Annotated in this window: 14 protein-coding genes; 9 read left to right on the forward strand and 5 right to left on the reverse strand. The window is 69.1% G+C overall.

Annotated elements, in window-relative coordinates; translation table 11 throughout:
• Positions 1-3: 3 nt before the first annotated feature.
• Entirely contained in the window at positions 4-1,503 is a 1,500-nt protein-coding gene (locus tag FOH10_RS25185) for a CoA-acylating methylmalonate-semialdehyde dehydrogenase (RefSeq protein WP_143982587.1), read from the reverse strand.
• Positions 1,504-1,687: 184 nt separating this feature from the next.
• Here FOH10_RS25185 and icmF point away from each other — a divergent pair, with 184 nt between their 5' ends.
• Both icmF and FOH10_RS25195 read left to right on the forward strand, forming a co-directional pair.
• Positions 1,688-4,921, forward strand: a complete 3,234-nt coding sequence (gene icmF / locus FOH10_RS25190; protein WP_143982588.1) for a fused isobutyryl-CoA mutase/GTPase IcmF — start codon at positions 1,688-1,690, stop codon at positions 4,919-4,921.
• Between the two features lie 82 nt (positions 4,922-5,003).
• Positions 5,004-6,065, forward strand: coding sequence for an amidohydrolase family protein (locus tag FOH10_RS25195; protein ID WP_244961367.1), 1,062 nt, complete (start codon positions 5,004-5,006; stop codon positions 6,063-6,065).
• A 3-nt stretch (positions 6,066-6,068) separates the two neighbouring features.
• Here FOH10_RS25195 and FOH10_RS25200 read toward each other — a convergent pair whose 3' ends face one another.
• Entirely contained in the window at positions 6,069-7,022 is a 954-nt protein-coding gene (locus FOH10_RS25200; protein WP_143982590.1) for a DUF2157 domain-containing protein, read from the reverse strand.
• Positions 7,023-7,066: 44 nt separating this feature from the next.
• Complete coding sequence (locus tag FOH10_RS25205) at positions 7,067-7,714, reverse strand: TetR/AcrR family transcriptional regulator (RefSeq protein WP_039810616.1); 648 nt, start codon at positions 7,712-7,714, stop codon at positions 7,067-7,069.
• Between the two features lie 110 nt (positions 7,715-7,824).
• Here FOH10_RS25205 and FOH10_RS25210 point away from each other — a divergent pair, with 110 nt between their 5' ends.
• The 4 genes from FOH10_RS25210 to FOH10_RS25225 are packed head-to-tail and all read left to right on the forward strand — an operon-like array spanning position 7,825 to position 11,698.
• The gene (locus FOH10_RS25210) at positions 7,825-8,664 is read left to right on the forward strand and encodes an SDR family NAD(P)-dependent oxidoreductase (RefSeq protein WP_039810541.1); all 840 of its coding nucleotides are present in this window, start codon (positions 7,825-7,827) and stop codon (positions 8,662-8,664) included.
• Positions 8,665-8,676: 12 nt separating this feature from the next.
• Positions 8,677-9,600, forward strand: a complete 924-nt coding sequence (locus FOH10_RS25215) for a hypothetical protein (protein ID WP_039810538.1) — start codon at positions 8,677-8,679, stop codon at positions 9,598-9,600.
• Positions 9,597-10,163: an NAD(P)/FAD-dependent oxidoreductase gene (locus FOH10_RS25220; RefSeq protein WP_143982591.1), complete on the forward strand. Its 567-nt coding sequence runs from the start codon at positions 9,597-9,599 to the stop codon at positions 10,161-10,163. Before FOH10_RS25215 ends, FOH10_RS25220 begins: the two co-directional genes overlap by 4 nt.
• Positions 10,160-11,698, forward strand: coding sequence for a flavin-containing monooxygenase (locus tag FOH10_RS25225; protein ID WP_143982592.1), 1,539 nt, complete (start codon positions 10,160-10,162; stop codon positions 11,696-11,698). Before FOH10_RS25220 ends, FOH10_RS25225 begins: the two co-directional genes overlap by 4 nt.
• Before the next feature lie 109 nt (positions 11,699-11,807).
• On the opposite strand, the gene FOH10_RS25230 is transcribed toward FOH10_RS25225, so the two are convergent.
• Positions 11,808-12,572: an SWIM zinc finger family protein gene (locus tag FOH10_RS25230; RefSeq protein ID WP_143982593.1), complete on the reverse strand. Its 765-nt coding sequence runs from the start codon at positions 12,570-12,572 to the stop codon at positions 11,808-11,810.
• Positions 12,569-15,721 (reverse strand): DEAD/DEAH box helicase, encoded by a 3,153-nt coding sequence (locus tag FOH10_RS35845; RefSeq protein WP_244961368.1) that lies wholly within the window; start codon positions 15,719-15,721, stop codon positions 12,569-12,571. Before FOH10_RS35845 ends, FOH10_RS25230 begins: the two co-directional genes overlap by 4 nt.
• A gap of 308 nt (positions 15,722-16,029) precedes the next feature.
• On the opposite strand from FOH10_RS35845, the gene FOH10_RS25245 reads away from it, so the two are divergent.
• The 3 genes from FOH10_RS25245 to FOH10_RS25255 are packed head-to-tail and all read left to right on the forward strand — an operon-like array spanning position 16,030 to position 17,961.
• Positions 16,030-17,049 (forward strand): alkene reductase, encoded by a 1,020-nt coding sequence (locus FOH10_RS25245; protein ID WP_244961369.1) that lies wholly within the window; start codon positions 16,030-16,032, stop codon positions 17,047-17,049.
• A complete protein-coding gene (locus FOH10_RS25250; protein WP_221937869.1) occupies positions 17,042-17,683 on the forward strand; it encodes a TetR/AcrR family transcriptional regulator in 642 nt (213 codons plus the stop codon). The genes FOH10_RS25245 and FOH10_RS25250 overlap by 8 nt, the downstream gene beginning before the upstream one ends.
• The gene (locus FOH10_RS25255; RefSeq protein WP_143982595.1) at positions 17,674-17,961 is read left to right on the forward strand and encodes a YciI family protein; all 288 of its coding nucleotides are present in this window, start codon (positions 17,674-17,676) and stop codon (positions 17,959-17,961) included. Before FOH10_RS25250 ends, FOH10_RS25255 begins: the two co-directional genes overlap by 10 nt.
• The last annotated feature ends 4 nt before the right edge of the window (positions 17,962-17,965 follow it).

The raw sequence follows: 17,965 nt of genomic DNA on the forward strand, positions 1-17,965 counted from the left end.
GGGTCAGTCCATGGTCGGGATGACGAAGGCGTTGGACTCCTTGAGCCCGGCGGGCCAACGCTGCGTCACCGTCTTGGTCTTGGTGTAGAAGCGGATCGAATCCGGGCCGTGCTGGTTGAGATCGCCGAAACCGGACCGCTTCCAGCCGCCGAAGGTGTGGTAGGCGATCGGCACCGGGATCGGCACGTTGATGCCGACCATGCCGACCTGCACACGCGCGGCGAAGTCGCGGGCGGTGTCGCCGTCGCGGGTGAAGATGGCCACGCCATTGCCGTATTCGTGCTCGTTGGGCAGGCGCAGTGCCTCCTCGTAATCCTTGGCGCGCACGATCGACAGCACGGGTCCGAAGATCTCCTCCCGGTAGATCCGCATTTCCGGGGTGACCCGGTCGAACAGCGAGGCACCGGCGAAGAAACCGTCCTCCGCGCCCTCGACCACCAGGCCGCGACCGTCGATGACGAGTTCCGCGCCCTCGTCCACGCCGATCTGCACGTAATTGTTCACCCGGTCCACGCCGTCGCGGCCGACCAGCGGGCCGAAGTCCGCGCCCGGATCGTCGGAGCGGCCCACATTGAGCTTGTTGACGCGCTCGATCAGCTTCTCGCGCAGGCGATCCGCGGTCTCCTCACCGACCGGCACGGCGACCGAGATGGCCATGCAGCGCTCACCCGCGGAGCCGTAGCCCGCGCCGATGAGCTGATCGGCCACATCGTCGAGGTCGGCGTCCGGCATGACGATGGCGTGGTTCTTGGCCCCGCCGAAGCACTGGGCGCGCTTGCCGTTGGCGGTGGCGGTCTCGTAGATGTACTGCGCGATCGGGGTGGAGCCCACGAACCCGACGGCGGAGATCCGCTCGTCGTGCAGCAGCGCGTCCACCGCCTCCTTGTCGCCGTTGACCACGTTGAACACCCCGGCCGGGAGCCCGGCTTCGACGAAGAGTTCGGCCAGCCGCAGCGGCACCGAGGGGTCCCGCTCGGAGGGCTTGAGCACGAAGGCGTTGCCGCACGCCAGCGCCGGTCCGGCCTTCCACAGCGGGATCATGGCCGGGAAGTTGAACGGGGTGATGCCCGCGACCACGCCGAGCGGCTGGCGCATGGAGTACACGTCGATGCCGGTGCCGGCACTCTCGGTGTATTCGCCCTTGAGCAGATGCGGGATGCCGGTGGCGAATTCGATCACCTCGAGGCCGCGCTGGATGTCGCCCTTGGCGTCGGCGATGGTCTTGCCGTGTTCGGAGGACAGCAGCGCGGCGAGGGAGTCCATCTCCTCCTGCACCAGCGTCAGGAACCGCATGAGCACGCGGGCCCGCTTCTGCGGGTTGTACGCGGCCCACTCCCGCTGCGCCTCGGCGGCGTTCGCGATGACGGCTTCCACCTCGGCCGTGGTGGCGAGGGGCACCTTGGCCTGCACTTGACCGGTACTCGGGTCGTACACGTCCCCGAATTTGCCGGAGGTGCCGGGGACGTGCCGTCCGCCGATGAAGTGGGTGAGTTCGCGAACCATGCCAGTCCTGTTCGTCGTCGCCGTAGGTGTACGTGGCGATCCTATAGTTGGACATCCAAGTATTGACTGTGGGATAACTCACAAGATCATTCGCACGGCTCTGGCAATGTGTGGCGGATCACTCTAGAGTTGGTTTGACGTCCTACTATCTGGACGCCAATGGAATCTTCCCGCGGAGGATGCGATGGCCGACCTGCACGTCCCGGTCCACCCGGTGCGGTTCGTGACCGCGGCGGCACTGTTCGACGGCCACGACGCGGCCATCAACATCATGCGCAGAATCCTGCAATCGCAGGGCGCGGAGGTGGTTCACCTCGGACACAACCGCGCCGTCAGCGAGGTCGTGGACGCGGTGCTCACCGAGGACGCGCAGGGCGTGGCCATCAGTTCGTACCAGGGCGGGCACGTCGAGTACTTCGAATACCTGGCCGCCGCGCTGCGCGAGGCCGGAGCCGACCACGTGCGCGTCTTCGGCGGGGGCGGCGGGGTGATCATCCCCGAGGAGATCGCGCGATTGGCGGCCTCCGGGGTGACCATCTTCTCGCCCGAGGACGGGCAGCGGCTCGGGCTGCCGGGAATGATCAACAAGCTCATCGAGACCTGCGATGTGGACCTGGCGCGGTCACCGGTGCCGGTGGAGCGGGTGCTCGCCGGGGAGCGGGCCGCACTGGCGCGGGCGCTCACCTGCTTACAGCAGGACGCCCTGCCGGAGGCCGACCGGGCCGCCCTGCGCGCCGCGGCGGCCGATCGGCGGGTGCCGGTACTCGGCATCACCGGCACCGGCGGCTCCGGAAAGTCCTCGCTCACCGACGAATTGATTCGCCGTCTGCGCAGCGACCAGCAGGACAAGCTGCGAGTGGCGGTGCTGGCGGTGGACCCGACCCGGCGGCGCGGCGGCGGCGCACTGCTCGGCGACCGCATCCGGATGAACTCCCTCGACGCGGACCACGTCTACTTCCGGTCGCTGGCCACGCGCGGGGAGCGGGAACTTCCCACCAATGTCGACGACATGCTCATCGCCTGCAAGGCAGCTGGTTACGACCTGGTCGTGCTGGAGACACCGGGTATCGGCCAGGGGGACGCGGAGATCGCCGAGCACGTCGACGTGTCGCTGTATGTGATGACCCCGGAATTCGGCGCGGCCTCCCAACTCGAGAAGATCGACATGCTCGATTTCGCGGATGTGGTGGCCATCAACAAGTTCGAGCGCCGCGGGGCCGCCGACGCGCTGCGCGACGTCTCGCGGCAACTGCTGCGCAATCGTGAGGAGTTCCATGCCGCACCGGAGGACATGCCGGTATTCGGCACCAGCGCGGCCACTTTCAACGATGACGGGGTCACCGCGCTCTATCAGCATCTGAGCGGGCTGCTCGCCGAGCGGGGGCTGCCGTTGGAGCCGGGTGTGCTGCCCCGCGTGGACATTCGCGCCTCCACCCGCTTCGCCCAGATCATTCCGCCCGCTCGGGTGCGCTATCTGGCGGAGATCGCCGAGAGCGTCCGGAACTACCACGCCGAGACGGTCCGCCAGGCCGATGCGGCGCGGCGGGTGCAGCGGCTCGAATCGGTACTCGGGGAGCTGGCCGCGGCCGGGAGTTCCGGCGACGCGGCGGCCGAGGCGGTCGGTGCGCTGCTGGAGCGGGCCCGCGCCACCCTCACGCCGGAGAACGCCGCGCTGCTGGCCGAATGGCCCGCCGTGGCCGAGTCGTACCGGGGCGACGAGCAGGTCGTCCGGGTGCGCGACCGGGAGATCCGGACCGTGCTCACCCGGGAAACACTGTCGGGCAACAAGGTTCCCCGGGTGGCGCTGCCCCGCTACACCGATCACGGTGAGCTGCTGCGTTTCCTGCGTTCGGAGCACGTGCCGGGGCGCTTCCCCTTCACCGCGGGCGTCTTCCTGTTCAAACGGGACGGGGAGGATCCGGCACGCATGTTCGCCGGTGAGGGCGACGCCTTCCGCACCAATCGGCGATTCAAGGTGCTCTCGGAACATTCCGAGGCCAAACGGCTTTCGACGGCCTTCGACTCGGTGACGCTGTACGGCCACGATCCGGCCGAGCGGCCCGACGTGTACGGCAAGGTCGGCACCTCGGGCGTCTCCATCGCGACGCTGGACGATATGAAGGCGCTCTACGACGGATTCGACCTGGACGCGCCGACCACCTCGGTCTCCATGACCATCAACGGTCCCGCGCCGACCATTCTCGCCTACTTCCTCAATACCGCCATCGACCAGGCGCTGGCGCAGTTCTCGGCCGCCGAGGGCCGCGAGCCCACCGCCGACGAGGCGGAGCGGTTGCGCGCCGAGACGCTGGCCACCGTGCGCGGCACCGTGCAGGCCGACATCCTCAAGGAGGATCAGGGCCAGAACACCTGCATCTTCTCCACCGAATTCAGCCTGCGCATGATGGCGGACATCCAGGAATGGTTCGTGCGCAACGGGGTTCGCAACTTCTACTCCGTCTCCATCTCCGGCTATCACATCGCCGAGGCGGGCGCGAACCCCATCAGCCAGCTGGCGTTCACCCTCGCCAATGGATTCACCTACGTGGAAGCGTATTTGGCGCGCGGTATGCACATCGACGACTTCGCTCCGAATCTGTCGTTCTTCTTCTCCAATGGCATGGACGCCGAGTATTCGGTGATCGGCCGGGTGGCGCGGCGCATCTGGGCGATCGCCATGCGGGACCGGTACGGGGCCAACGAACGCTCACAGAAGCTCAAGTACCACGTCCAGACCTCCGGGCGCTCGCTGCACGCACAGGAGATGAGCTTCAACGACATTCGCACCACCCTGCAGGCGCTCATCGCCGTCTACGACAACTGCAACAGCCTGCACACCAATGCCTACGACGAGGCCGTCACCACCCCCACCGAGGAGTCGGTGCGGCGCGCCCTGGCGATCCAGCTGATCATCAACCGGGAATGGGGACTCGCCATGAACGAGAACCCGCTCCAGGGCAGCTTCATCATCGACGAGCTCACCGACCTCGTGGAGGAGGCGGTGCTGCTGGAGTTCGAGCGGATCAGCGAGCGCGGCGGCGTGCTGGGCGCGATGGAGACCGGCTACCAACGCGGCCGCATCCAGGACGAATCCATGCTCTACGAGCGGCGCAAACACGACGGCAGCCTGCCCATCATCGGCGTCAACACCTTCCGCAATCCGCGTCCGGACGAGCATCGGGTGCTCGAACTGGCGCGCGGCACCGAGGAGGAGAAGCAGTCGCAGCTGCGGCGGGTCGGCGAATTCACCCGGTGCCACCGCGACGAGGCGCATGCCGCGCTGGCACGACTGGAGGCGGCGGCGCGCGGTGACGACAATGTCTTCGAGGTATTGATGGACGCCGCGCGGGTGTGCACGCTGCAACAGATCACGGACACCTTCTTCACCGTGGGGGGCCAGTACCGCCGCAACGTCTGATTCGCCTGCCCGACCGTCTGGGAAATGGGACAATCCGCATCGAAGCGACCAGTACGGAAGGGACGTCATGGACCTGACTGGAATGACTGTCGTCGATGCGCATATCCATCAGTGGGATCCGCTGACCACACCGCGCGAGTTCAGCGGATTGGCGAAACTCTTTCGCTACCTGCCGATTCGCATCGACGTAGCCGCCAGACTGGCACCCAGACGCGACCGGGAATTCGTCGCCGACCCCGAACCGTTCGTCCACCCCTACCTTCCCGCCGACTATCGCGACGACGCCGGGGACGTCCCCGTCGAGGCGATCGTCCACGTCGAGGCCGAATGGTCGGGCAGGGGCGGGCTGGCCCAGGCCGACGAGACCCGCTGGGTGGCCAGCCTGCCCTTCGGCGTCGACACCCCCGCGCTCGGCGCGATCGTCGGCGGGGGCGACCCCACCGCGGCCACCTTCGCCGAACTGCTCGACGCCCACCAGTCGGCCTCGCCGCTGTTCCGGGGCATACGCACCCGCGTCGAACACCATCCCGACCGCGGCATCCGCGGGCACCGCAAACCGCCGGGCGTGCTCACCAGCGCCGCCTTCCTCGACGGCTTCGCGGTGCTGGCCGAGCGCAAGCTCTCCTTCGAGGCGTGGGTCTACTCCCAGCAGCTGCCGGAGGTCACCGCGCTGGCCCGGCGCTATCCCGACGCCACCATCGTGCTCAATCATCTGGGCACGCCCGCGGGCATGTTCGGGCCGGTGGGCCGCGACACCGGGAAGGACCCCGGGCGCCGTCGCGAGCTGTTCCTGCGCTGGCGCGACGATCTCGCGGCGCTGGCCACCCATCCGAATGTGGTGGCCAAGATCAGCGGTCTGGGCATGCCCATCCTCGGGCATCCGGTACCCGCCCGGGGCGAGTCGACGCCGGTGGCCGTCCTCCAGGAGCGCCTGTCCCCCATGCTGCACCACGCGCTGGACGTCTTCGGGGCGGACCGGCTGCTGTGGGGTTCCAACTTCCCGGTGGACAGACCGATCACCTCGATCGGCAATGCCGCCGAGGCCATCGCCACCGCACTCACCGAGCACGGGGCCGATGCCGCCGCACTGGACATGATCTTCCGCACCAATGCCCAGCGCGTCTACCGCATCGACGTGCTCTGAAGCTCAGGAGCGCTTGCGCGTCAACGCCATCGCGCCCACACCGAGCAGCAGTGCGCCGAGCACCAGCACGGTGACCGCGGTCGCCGCCGCCTGCCCGGTCCAATCCCATACGGCCTGAGTCGTTCCGACGGCGACCGCGAGAACGCCGCCGACCACCAGCACCGGCGTGCGCTCGGTCGCGTAGACGCCGAAGCAGACGACGGCCACCGACAGAGCGAGCGGGTACGACCAGCGTTCGTGGACGAATCCCGCCACCTGCGCGCCGATGAGCGCGGTGGCGATGGCGATCACATAGGCCACCCAGTTCGGGGCCGCGACGCCGAATCGACCGGCCGCGAACCAGATTCCGCCCAGGGCCACCAGCGCCACCCCCGTCCCCACGCTGTCGGTGCCAAGGAACTCACCGCACACCCCGGCGACCGCCGACGCCGCGAACACCCCGCAGGCGAGCAGCCCCACCACCGACGGCAGCGCCGCGTAACCCGCCAGGCCGACGATCAGTGCGGCGAGCATCGCCCACACCCAGGTGGTGTCGTCACCGGCGTCGTCGAGGGCGAGGCCGACCAGCGCGGCCACGCACAGCGCGGTCAGTACGAACAGCACGGCCGCCAACCGCGCCGCGACCGAGCGGTCACCGTCGTCGCGGACGAACAGCGCCGCCGGGCCACCGGCCAGCAGCACGCCGCCCACCGCCAGCCCGATCGACACCACCGCCAGCACGAGCAGCTGTCCGAGCCGGTCCAGATCGTCCCAGGAGGAGTCCAGCAGCAGCAGGATGCCGCCGAGCAGCAGGCCCGCGCCCACGTAGGCCGCGATCTCGGCGACGAGGCGCGGCCACGGCACCGGGGCGGCGCGCTCCTCGGCGAGCGCGGTCGCCACCGCCGTCCGCTGCTCGGTGGTCAGCACGCCGTCGTCGACCAGCCGGTCCAGCGCGGTCCCCACCCATCGTCGCGTCATGCGCCCAGTATGGGCGTACCGAGCGGTATTGCCCGGGAATTCGCCTACTCCCGATCGGCGGCGATGGCCGCGGGATCGAGGTACTGCGTTCCGAGCAGCGTGGCGACCCGGCTGGCATGGTCGATGACCCGCTCCGCGTCCGCCTCGACGGCCCCGGTGCGCCAGGCGGAGAGCAGTTCGTTGAAACCGCCGATGCCCATGAGAACGCTCATGCGGAAATCGGATTCGTCCACACCGGTCCGCAGATACGGGCGGGCGGTGGCGATGAGCAGATCGGTGGAATCGCTGAGCGTGGCCCGGCGGCGCTCCTCGAGGACCCGGCTGCCCGCGTGGTTGTCGAAGAGGATGCGGGCGTGCCCGTGGGTTTGCAGATCGACGGCGCGGGTGACGGCCAGGCGCAGGATCTCCAGCGGCGTCCGGTCCAGGTGTTCGGCCACGACCGCGGACAATTCGCCGAAGACCTCGAAGCACACCTCGTCCCACACCGCGCCCAGCAGTTCGTCGCGGTCGGCGAAATGCTCGTAGAAGTAGCGGTCGTTGAGGGCGGCGCGGGTGCACACGCCGCGCATGGTGACCGCGGCCCAACCGTGCTCGAGCCAGATCGCCAATCCGGCCTCGATGAGTTTGCGGCGGCGCTGCGCGCGGCGTTCCTCCGGGGTTCGGCCACCCCAGGTTCGGGCCGGTGCGCGCATGTTCATCATTGACAAATTACCCCATCGAGCGCCTAATTGGTGGCAGGCGCGGCCAATGGTGGCAGGCGACACCAGTTGGGTGGTCGCGTCGCACGGCTTCGGGAGTTCCCATGCGACTCAACCCCTTCGGCGGATCCCGCCGCACCAGATACGCGGACGCGGTGGTCACCGGCGCGGGCAGCGGCATCGGCCGCGCGCTGGCCGTCGAGCTGGGCCGCCGCGGCGGGCGCGTCGTCTGCGCCGATATCGACACCGACACCGCCCGCGACACCGTCGAACTCGTACACGAGGCCGGCGGCAAGGCCTTCGAGGTGTACTGCGACGTGGGCAGCGCCGACCAGGTGGCCGCCCTCGCCGACACCGCCGAACAGTGGTTCGGCAATCCCACCGACCTGGTCTGCAACAACGCCGGAATCGGCGCGGGCGGCGCACCGGTCGGCGAGGCCCCGCTCTCCGAATGGCACCGGGTGCTCGACGTGAACCTGTGGGGCGTCATCCACGGCTGTCACGTCTTCGCGCCCCGCATGCGCGCGGCCGGCCACGGGGCGATTCTGAACACCGCCTCCGCGGCCGCCTTCGGCTCCGCGCCGCGCATGGCCGCCTACAACGTGAGCAAGGCGGGCGTGCTGGCGCTCTCCGAAACCCTCGCCGCGGAACTGGTCGGCACCGGGGTGACCGTCACGGCACTGTGCCCCACGGCGGTTCGCACCCACATCCTCGACAATGCCGCCATCGACGACCCGTCCACCGCGCGACTCGGCGATCTGCTGCTGCGCTGGACCGGACGGCCGCCCGCGAACATCGCCCGCGAAACCCTCGACGCCGTCGACCGTGGCCAGCTGTACGTGGTGCCGCAGGTCGAGGCCAAGCTCATCTGGCAGTCCAAGCGGCTGCTGCCCGTTCCGTACACCCGCGCCGCCGGACTCATCGAACGGCTGGCGCGCCGATAAGGGAGCCGAACAATGGCGTTCGCCTATCCGGACATGCTGGAAACCATCCGAGACCGCCAATGGGCCCTGGCCGATATCGACTGGGACGCACCGGGAGCCGACCTCGTCACCGCCGAACAGCGGCCGACGCTCGCCGCGTTCATGGCCGACCTGGTGTGGATCGAACACGTCGGCGCGCGCGGCTTCGCGGCCCTCACGCGTAAGGCGCCGCCCGGGCCGCTGCGCGAGATCTACCGCTACTTCCACGCCGAGGAGCAGAAGCACGCCAATGCGGAACTGGCGCTCATGCGGCGCTGGGGAATGCTCGACGCGGACGCCATGCCGGTGCCCAACAAGAACATCCGACTCGTCATCGAATGGGTGGACCGCTACTCCGACGACCTGTCCCTGCCGGTGCTCGCCACCGTCATCCCCTCACTGGAATGCGCTCTGGACGGGGCGCTGGTCAAGTTCCTGCTCGACGAGGTCCGGGACCCGCTGTGCCACACCGTGTTCCGGCACATCAACAGCGACGAGTCGCGGCACCTCGCCGTCGGATTCCAGGTCCTGGAACAGCTCGGCGCGGGCCCGCTGCGCCGTATCGCCATCGAGACGGCCGGATACACGCTGCGCCCCACCCTGCTGCTCGGCGCGCTGGTGTACACCCCGCTGCTGTCACGCATGTCGGCCAACATCATGGCCATGGGGCTCGACGAGGAGAAGCTCTGGAACGCCGTGCGGCGCTACGAGAAAGCCGGGGAACGCAGCCCGAGCATCAAACGGGTGCCGCTCTATCACGTGGTGCGGCTGCACGGCCGCGCCACCATCAACCGGCTGCAACCGCTACAGGCGGTGAACGACGGGCTCGGCCGGGTCATCGACCGATTCCCGGTGCGGATGCTGGGCCGCGAGCCGTCCTGGTCCAAGGAGCTGACCTACGAGCCGGTGGCGGAATGAACGCGGCGGCCGCACGGGTGGACGCGTTCTCCGACTGGGGCGCGCGGGGCAATGGGGTGCGTCCGCCGCGCGGCGCTGACTCCTTCACCGGACCGCAACTGCACTGCGACCGCTGGACGGACCAGCTGCCGCTGGCCGGGCAGCGGGTCGCGGTGATCGGCAGCGCGGCGGCGATCGCGCGGGTGCTGCCCCGGGTGGCGGAGCGCGCGCGGAAGGTCACCGTCTTCCAACATGATCCGGTGTGGGTGCTGCCGCGCCCGCCGCTGCCGTACCTCACCGCGGCGGCCACCACGGCGGCGCGGCTGCTGCCCTTCGGACTCGCCCGCCGGGCCGCCGCCACGAATCTGCGCCTCCAGGTGCCGGATTCGTGGACCCGCCGCCAGCTCACCCCGGAATCACCCACCCGGGTCACCTGGCACAACCACTACTACCGGGCCCTGCGCCGCCCCCATGTCCGGCTCATCACCTGGCCGATCGCCCGGCTCGCACCGCGCGGCATCCGCACCGTGGACGGCATCGAGCATCGGGTGGACTGCGTCATCTACGCCGAGGAGACCTCATGAACGCCAGCGTCGTCGACCACGAGATCGTCATCATCGGTGCCGGATTCTCCGGCATCGGCGTCGCGATCATGCTGCGCAAGCACGGCTTCGACGACTTCCTGATCGTCGACGAGGCCGACGGGGTGGGCGGCACCTGGCACTGGAACACCTACCCCGGTATCGCCGTGGACATTCCGTCGTTCAGCTACCAGTACTCGTTCGAACAGCAGCGCGGCTGGTCCCGGATCTACGCACCCGGTCGGGAACTGAAGGCATACGCCGAATACTGCGTCGGCAAGTACGGGCTGCGACCGCGAATCCGGTTCGGCACCACCATCGCCCGCGCCGACTACGACGACGACCTGCACCTGTGGCGCTTGCGCACCGCCGCGGACGAGGAGATCACGGCACGCTACGTGATCGGGGCCACCGGCGTGCTCACCCGGCCCAAACTGCCCGATATCCCGGGGGTGGAACGGTATTCCGGGATCGTCATGCACACCGCGCGCTGGGATCACGGGCAGAACCTGCGCGGTAAACGCGTGGGCATCATCGGCACCGGGGCGTCGGCGGTACAGATCATTCCGGAGATCGCCCCCGACGTGGCCCATCTGACCGTCTTCCAGCGCACCCCCATCTGGTGTCTGCCGCGACCGGACCGGGAGCTGCCCGGGGCGGTCCGCCTGCTCATGCGGCTGCCCGGGGGCCAGCTGCTCACCCGGCTCGCCAGTCAGACCTTCGTCGAACTGACCTTCCCGCTCAGCGCGCACTACTACGGTCTGCTGCCCATCGCCAAGGTAGGCGAGCGGGTCGGACTGGCCCACCTGCGCGACCAGGTACATGATCCCGAGGTGCGCGACAAGCTGACGCCGCGCTACGCCCTCGGCTGCAAACGGCCCGGATTCTCCAACGACTACCTCGCCACCTTCAACCGGTCGAACGTGCGGTTGGAGACCGATCCGATCGCCGAGGTCACCGAAACCGGATTGCGCACCGCCGACGGGAACCACCACCCGGTCGACGTGCTGATCATGGCGACCGGCTTCAAGGTCATGGAGTCGGGGAATATGCCGACCTTCGACCTGCACGGCAGCGGCGGCGCGCGGCTGGAGGACTGGTGGGACGACAACCGGCTGCAAGCCTACGAGGGCGTGAGCGTGCCCGGATTCCCGAACTTCTTCTCCATCATCGGGCCGTACGGGTACAACGGGTCGTCGTACTTCGCGCTCATCGAAATGCAGACCCGGCACATCCTGCGACTGCTGCGCAACGCGCGCAAGCGGCGGGCGACCCGGGTGGAGGTCACGCCGGAGGCCAATGCGCGGTTCTTCCGGGAGATGCTGAATCGCCGTGGCACCCAGGTGTTCTGGCAGGACAGCTGCACACTGGCCAACAGCTACTACTTCGACAAGAACGGCGATGTGCCGCTCAAGCCGATGAGCACGGTGGAGGCGGCGTGGCGGGCCGGTCACTTCGATCTGGGCGACTACCGGTTCGACCGACTCGCCGAGAACGCCGAACCGGAACGGCGGTCGCGGCGGGTCGCCGTGCGGTGAACCGGCGAACGCGCTGGGTCGGGCCGACTCCCACCGAGTGACGACACCGCCACGCAGGGCGGAATCCGCGCCGGGCTACCGGGCTTCAGCGCGGGGCGCGGTATCGGCTTCAGCGCAGGGCGCGATAGAGCGCGCGGAGGTGACGCAGGCCCGTCTCCGCTGTGGGCTCGTCTTCTGCCGCCATCCGCAGGGCTCGGCGTAGTAGGGCCGGGTCAAGATCGTCGGGGGCCGGGTGGAAGTCGGGGCGCGGGAGCGCGGGGAGCTCGGACTCTTCGCCGTAGATATCCACCTGCTCCGGCGGATTCGAATCATGCTGCACCGCACCGATCAGGGTCTCCAGATCCACGCCGCGCAGGGTCAGCAGATCCTTCGGATGGTCGTCCAACCGCTCCGCCAGGATGTAGCAGACGGCGGCCACGTGTTTGCACGGCCATCCCGAGTCCGGGCAGGAGCAGGCGAAGTCCAGTTCGCTGACGGTGGTCGGGAGGATGAGCGAACCCAATGCGGAAGGCAGTGTGCCCGAGGCGATCTCGGCGAGCATCCCGGGGGTCTGCCGCACGACGGCGACGAGTTCGTCCAACCGGTCGTCGCGCAGCTGGCGCATGGTGAGCACGGCGGTGAACGGGCGCGGCTGGCTGCCCTGCACCTCGGCGTGCACCGCGCCGGGCTCCAGGTGATAGCTGACGACCTGCCCGGCGCGGGCGTAGGTGCGACCGCGGGTCAGCCGACCACGATCGGCGACCTGCTCGACGGCCTCCAGGAAGGCGCGGCCCCAGCGGGTCGTGGCGAAACCGCCGCGCTGGCTGCGGGATTCGACGCCGCCGCGCACCGGGCGGCGCTTGCCGAAGGTGCTGTAGTCCACGCGATCGCTCACTCCCCCACCGCCTCGGAGCCGAGGGCGAACAGGTCGCGCAGTTCGTCGTCGCTGAGCTCGGTGATCCAGTTCTCGCCCACGCCCACCGTGAGATCGGCGAGTTGGCGCTTGCCGGAGAGCATGTCGTCGATCCGCTCCTCGATGGTGTCCACGCACACCAGCTTGCGGACCTGCACGTCGCGGCGCTGGCCGATGCGGAAGGCGCGGTCGGTGGCCTGGTTCTCCACCGCCGGGTTCCACCAGCGGTCCAGGTGCACCACATGATTGGCGGCGGTGAGATTCAGTCCGGTGCCGCCCGCCTTGAGCGAGAGCAGCATGAGCGGCGGGCCGCCGGACTCCTGGAAACGGGTGACCATGGCGTCGCGACGCTGCTTCGGGACGCCGCCGTGCAGGAAGGGGACCTCCACGCCGAAGCGTTCGGTGAAGAAGGGGGCCACCAGTTCACCGAACTCGCGGAACTGGGTGAACAGCAGGGCGCGTTCACCGTCGGCGAGGACGGCTTCGAGCACGTCCTCGACCAGGGCCAGCTTCCCGGAGCGGTGCCGGCCGCGGCGCAGCACGCCGGAACCGTCGCCGAGGAAGTGCGCGGGATGGTTGCACACCTGCTTGAGCCGGGTCAGGGCAGCCAGCACCGCGCCCTTGCGGCCCATATCCTCCTTGGACTTGGCGGCCTTCAGCTTCTGCGTCATATCGTCGAGCACGGCCTGGTAGAGGGCGGCCTGCTCGACGGTGAGATTGGCGCGCACCGTCATCTCGATCTTTTCGGGGAGATCGGAGATCACCGCCGGATCGGTCTTGACCCGGCGCAGCACGAACGGGGAGGTGATGGCGCGCAGGCGGGCCACCGCGTTCTCGTCGCGCTCGCGCTCGATGGGCACCGCGAAGCGGGCGTGGAAATCCGAGGGTTTGCCCAGCAGTTTCGGATTGGCGAAATCCAGGATGGAGCGCAGTTCCTCGAGCCGGTTCTCCACCGGGGTTCCGGTGAGCGCCAGGCGATGCCGCGCCGGTATCGCGCGGGCGGCGCGCGCCTGCCGGGTCGCCGCGTTCTTGATGTGCTGCGCCTCGTCCAGCACCACCCGCTGCCACCCCTGCCGCTTCAACTCCTCCACATCGCGGGCCAGCAGCGCGTAGGTGGTGACGACCAGGTCCGAATCCGCCACGGCCGCATCGAATTCGGGTCCGCTGCGCCGACCCGCACCGTGATGCACCAGCACCCGCAGCCCCGGCGCGAACCGCTCCGCCTCCCGCTGCCAGTTACCGACCACGGACATGGGGCACACCAGCAGGGTGGGGGCGGGACCCGCGCCGAGGGCCGGGCTCGTCGCGGTGGCGACGGTCGCGGGATCACCGGCCGCCAGACCCGGCTCGGCACGCGGGGCCACCCGGTGCACGGGTTGCGGCCGGGCAGAAGAGGTTTCGCGTTCGTGCAGCAGTAGCGCCAGCACCTGGATGGTCTTGCCAAGGCCCATATCGTCGGCTAGGACAGCGCCGCAGCCGAGGCGGGACATGGTGGCGAGCCAGGTCAGGCCGCGCTGCTGGTAGGGGCGCAGTTCGGCTTTCAGTCCGGCGGGCGGGTCGATCGGTTCGGTCGGATGGTCGGTGTCGAAAAGTTCTGCCGCCCAACCGGTCGCGGTAACGGAAGTCAGCGGGACGCGGGTCACCGGGTTGGCGGCGAGTTCGGCGAACAGGCCGCCGACGGTGGTGGGCGTGTCGTCGGCGCGACCCGAGACGTACTCCGCGGCGGCGGCCAGGATGCGGTGGTCGGCCTGCACCCACTGCCCGCGCAGCTGCACCAGATCCGACTTGGCCGCGATGACACGCGCCATCTCGGCGGGCGTCAGCACGGTGTCGCCGAGCGCGAGTTCCCACCGGTAGGACACCAAACCCTGGAGCCCGACCGCTGTTTCGGTCGCGGCGGGGCTCTGCACGCGCAGTCGCAGGCTCGGCGTGGTGATCTTCCAGGCGCGCGGCAACAGCAGCCGCACCCCGGCCGATTGCAGCGCCTGCGCCCCGTGCGCCACCAGATCCATCACGACCTCGGCCGGCAGCAGCAGATCCATACTGTGCGGGTCGCCGGGCAGATCGCGCAGCCGCGGATACGCCTGCTTGGCGGCGGCCAGCTTCTCCCCCGCCACCCGCACCGCCTGGGGGTCGCCCGGCAGCAGCACCGGCTGCGGAGCCTCCCCCTCGGTGTGCAGGCACACCTCCAGCCGCCACAGCACATCCTCCGCCTCGGCCTCCGCGTCGGGCGGTTCCAGCAGCCGCAGCACCAGCTCGGGTTCGTCGACGGTCAGACTCGTCCGCCAGTCCTCCAGCACCGACGCCAGCCGATACGACCCGACCTCCAGCGGCCCGTCTCCCACCAGCGCGGCGAGCAGTGGATGGGGGGCCACCCGGGTGGCGTGCATCGGACGATCCCGCGGTCCGGGATATCTCTCCGCCGCCGCCAGACTGTCCCGCAACGCCGCTGTCAGCGATTCCGGATCGTCGACCGCCACCGAGCCCACGGTCGGCAACGCCGCCGACCGGGCGCCAGCCCTACTCGCGGTCGGCGTCGCGGTGACCTCCGCCGCGGAATGCGCCGCGCCGGTCGAGAATTCGCCGGTCAGCAGTATCGGCTCCGCCTCGGCCAGGCGCAGCCGGGTGATCGGGTCGGCGAGTTCGCCGGTGAAATCCTCCAGCAGCGCGGACGGCCGCCCTACCGTGCGCAGCGCCGCGGGCATGGCGACGGCCAGCTCCGCCAACCAGGCGCGCTGCCGCTGACCACCCAGCAAACGCCAGCGCACCCACCAGTCACCGTCGTCCCGGCGCACCTCGGGCACGATGCGGCCGGCCCGTACCCAGCGGTCGATTCCGCGCGCCACATGAGCGAGAAACCGCAGATCCCCCGCCACCGCCTGCGGCGGCAGCTCTTGCAGCAGCACCCGCGCCGCCGCCTCGGGCGCCAAGGCGTGCCCACGCACCGTGCTGTGCTCCGGACCGTGCGGCCCGGGGACCAGGACCTCGGCCCGATGCCGGAACCGGGCCGTCCGCACGATCGACCCCAGCGGATCCGGCAGCGTCAGCGCGTCGACGGCCGCCCCGGCATCGCCGTCCGGACGATGCCACAGCACCAGCCCGGACCCCGGCGACCACAGTCCGTGCAGCATCCGCCCATCAAATCAGCCGGGTCCGACAAGCCCGCGCCCGGCCCACGACCAGGGAACAGGCCGATTCGGTCGCGCACATCGTTCGACCGAGCACCCGACGCGGCGAGGTCGCCGACCCGGCGGGTGGTTCCCGAAACGGCGCAGCCACGACCGGGAGCGACATTGACTCGATAGGTCAACTGTCCTAATCTCGTGTCTAGGACACAAGTCCTAGACAACTGTTACGGGAGGTTCCGTTGTCCGCTGATGTGTTCGGGCCGTTTCGCCTGGGCGAACTGATATTGGCCAATCGCCTGGTGATGGCGCCCATGACACGCAATCGAGCCGGTGCCGACGGGGTGGCGACACCGTCGATGGCGACCTATTACCGACAGCGGGCGACCGCAGGATTGATCGTGTCCGAATCCGTACCGGTGTCACCGCAGGCGGTCGGGTATCCCCACACCCCGGGGCTCTTCACCGACGCGCAAACGGAGGGGTGGCGGCGGGTGACCGACGCGGTGCACGGGGAGGGTGGACGCATCGTGGCACAGTTGCAGCACTGCGGGCGGATCTCGCATCCGAGTATGCAGGCCGACGGGGCACTGCCGATCGCACCCTCGGCGATTCGGCCGAATGGGCAGGCCGTCACCTATTCCGGAAAGCAGGATTTCGTCACGCCCCGGGCACTGGAATTCACGGAGGTTCCGTCGGTCGTCGCGCAGTATCGTGATGCCGCCGCCCGGGCCGAGCGAGCCGGCTTCGACGGGATCGAGGTGCACGCGGGCAACGGGTATCTCATCGACCAATTCCTGCGCGACGGATCCAACACCCGCACCGACGGCTACGGGGGCACGATCAGCAACCGGATGCGACTGCTCGACGAGGTACTCGACGCGGTGTGCACCGTATGGACCGCCAGCCGGGTCGGAGTGCGACTGACACCCGAGAACAGCTTCAACGCGATGTCGGATTCCCAGCCGCAGCGGCACTTCGAATACCTGCTGGACCGCCTGAGCACCCGCCGGTTGGCCTACGTCCACGTACTCGAGGGCGACATGATGACCAAAGCCGCAGGGGTGGACTACCGTTCGCTGCGATCGACATTCACCGGGACCTACATCGCCAACAACGGCTACGACCTGACGCGCGCCCAAGCGGCGGTGCGCACCGGACACGCGGATCTGGTCGCGTTCGGAGTGCCGTTCGTGGCGAATCCTGATCTGGTGCGCCGCTTCCGGGAGAATCTGCCGCTGGCGATCGCCGATCCGGAGACCTTCTACGTAGGCGGCGACACCGGCTACGTCGACTACCCCGACTGTCCGGGCGAGGAGGAAATCAGTGCGTAATACGGTGAGCGGCAAGGCAACTCGCGAGAATATCGTCGCAGCGGCGGATGAGCTGTTCTATCACCGGGGGTTCGAACAGACTTCGTTCGCGTCCATCGCCGAGGCGGTACACATCTCGCGCGGGAACTTCTACTACCACTTCAAATCCAAGGACGAGATTCTGGACGCGGTCATCGATTCGCGCCTCGACCAGACCCGGGCGATGCTCACCCGATGGGAGGCCGAGGTAGCCGATCCCGTGGGTCGGATCCGGAAGTTCATCGACATCCTGGTGGTCAACCGCGCCGACATCCAGAACTACGGCTGCCCGGTCGGCACGCTCACCACGGAGCTGGCCAAACTCGACCACACCGCCCTCGACACGGCCAGCGGACTGTTCACACTGTTCCGAAACTGGTTGCGCGCGCGGTTCGTCGAACTGGGTCAGGCCGACCATGCCGATGCGCACGCCATGTACGTGCTCGCCGTCAGCCAGGGCGTCGCCACCATGGCCAACGCCTTCCACGACGAACAGTTCATCCGGCGTGAGGTGCGACGCCTGTACGACTGGGTGGACGGCACCGCCGCGTCGACCGAATCCGCTGTGCATCGACACGACCGAGACGATACGAAGGACGATCCCGCATGTTCGTAGTTCTGCTCCGGTTCTCCGCTCGCAACGAGGCCGCCGCCCAGCACATGGGCGAGCACAACAGGTGGATCCAACGCGGTTTCGACGACGGGGTGTTCCTTCTGGTCGGTGGCCTCGAGCCCGGTCTGGGCGGCGCGATCCTCGCGCACGGCACGACCGCGGAGGAACTGCGTCGACGCGTAGCCGAGGACCCGTTCGTCATCGCGGATGTGGTCACCGCCGAGATCCTGGAGATCGCGGCCGCGCGCGCGGACGAGCGACTGGATTTCCTACTGGGCTGACGCC

Source organism: Nocardia otitidiscaviarum (assembly GCF_007362295.1).
Lineage (GTDB): Bacteria > Actinomycetota > Actinomycetes > Mycobacteriales > Mycobacteriaceae > Nocardia > Nocardia otitidiscaviarum.

Excerpts from the sequence above, each read along its gene's own strand:
- FOH10_RS25255 (WP_143982595.1), top strand. The coding sequence starts at position 17,674 with ATGTTCGTAGTTCTGCTCCGGTTCTCCGCTCGCAACGAGGCCGCCGCC.
- FOH10_RS25200 (WP_143982590.1), bottom strand. The coding sequence starts at position 7,022 with ATGACGCGACGATGGGTGGGGACCGCGCTGGACCGGCTGGTCGACGAC.
- FOH10_RS25215 (WP_039810538.1), top strand. The coding sequence starts at position 8,677 with ATGGCGTTCGCCTATCCGGACATGCTGGAAACCATCCGAGACCGCCAA.
- FOH10_RS25210 (WP_039810541.1), top strand. The coding sequence starts at position 7,825 with ATGCGACTCAACCCCTTCGGCGGATCCCGCCGCACCAGATACGCGGAC.
- FOH10_RS25220 (WP_143982591.1), top strand. The coding sequence starts at position 9,597 with ATGAACGCGGCGGCCGCACGGGTGGACGCGTTCTCCGACTGGGGCGCG.
- FOH10_RS25245 (WP_244961369.1), top strand. The coding sequence starts at position 16,030 with ATGACACGCAATCGAGCCGGTGCCGACGGGGTGGCGACACCGTCGATG.
- icmF (WP_143982588.1), top strand. The coding sequence starts at position 1,688 with ATGGCCGACCTGCACGTCCCGGTCCACCCGGTGCGGTTCGTGACCGCG.
- FOH10_RS25195 (WP_244961367.1), top strand. The coding sequence starts at position 5,004 with ATGACTGTCGTCGATGCGCATATCCATCAGTGGGATCCGCTGACCACA.
- FOH10_RS25185 (WP_143982587.1), bottom strand. The coding sequence starts at position 1,503 with ATGGTTCGCGAACTCACCCACTTCATCGGCGGACGGCACGTCCCCGGC.
- FOH10_RS25225 (WP_143982592.1), top strand. The coding sequence starts at position 10,160 with ATGAACGCCAGCGTCGTCGACCACGAGATCGTCATCATCGGTGCCGGA.
- FOH10_RS35845 (WP_244961368.1), bottom strand. The coding sequence starts at position 15,721 with ATGCTGCACGGACTGTGGTCGCCGGGGTCCGGGCTGGTGCTGTGGCAT.
- FOH10_RS25205 (WP_039810616.1), bottom strand. The coding sequence starts at position 7,714 with ATGCGCGCACCGGCCCGAACCTGGGGTGGCCGAACCCCGGAGGAACGC.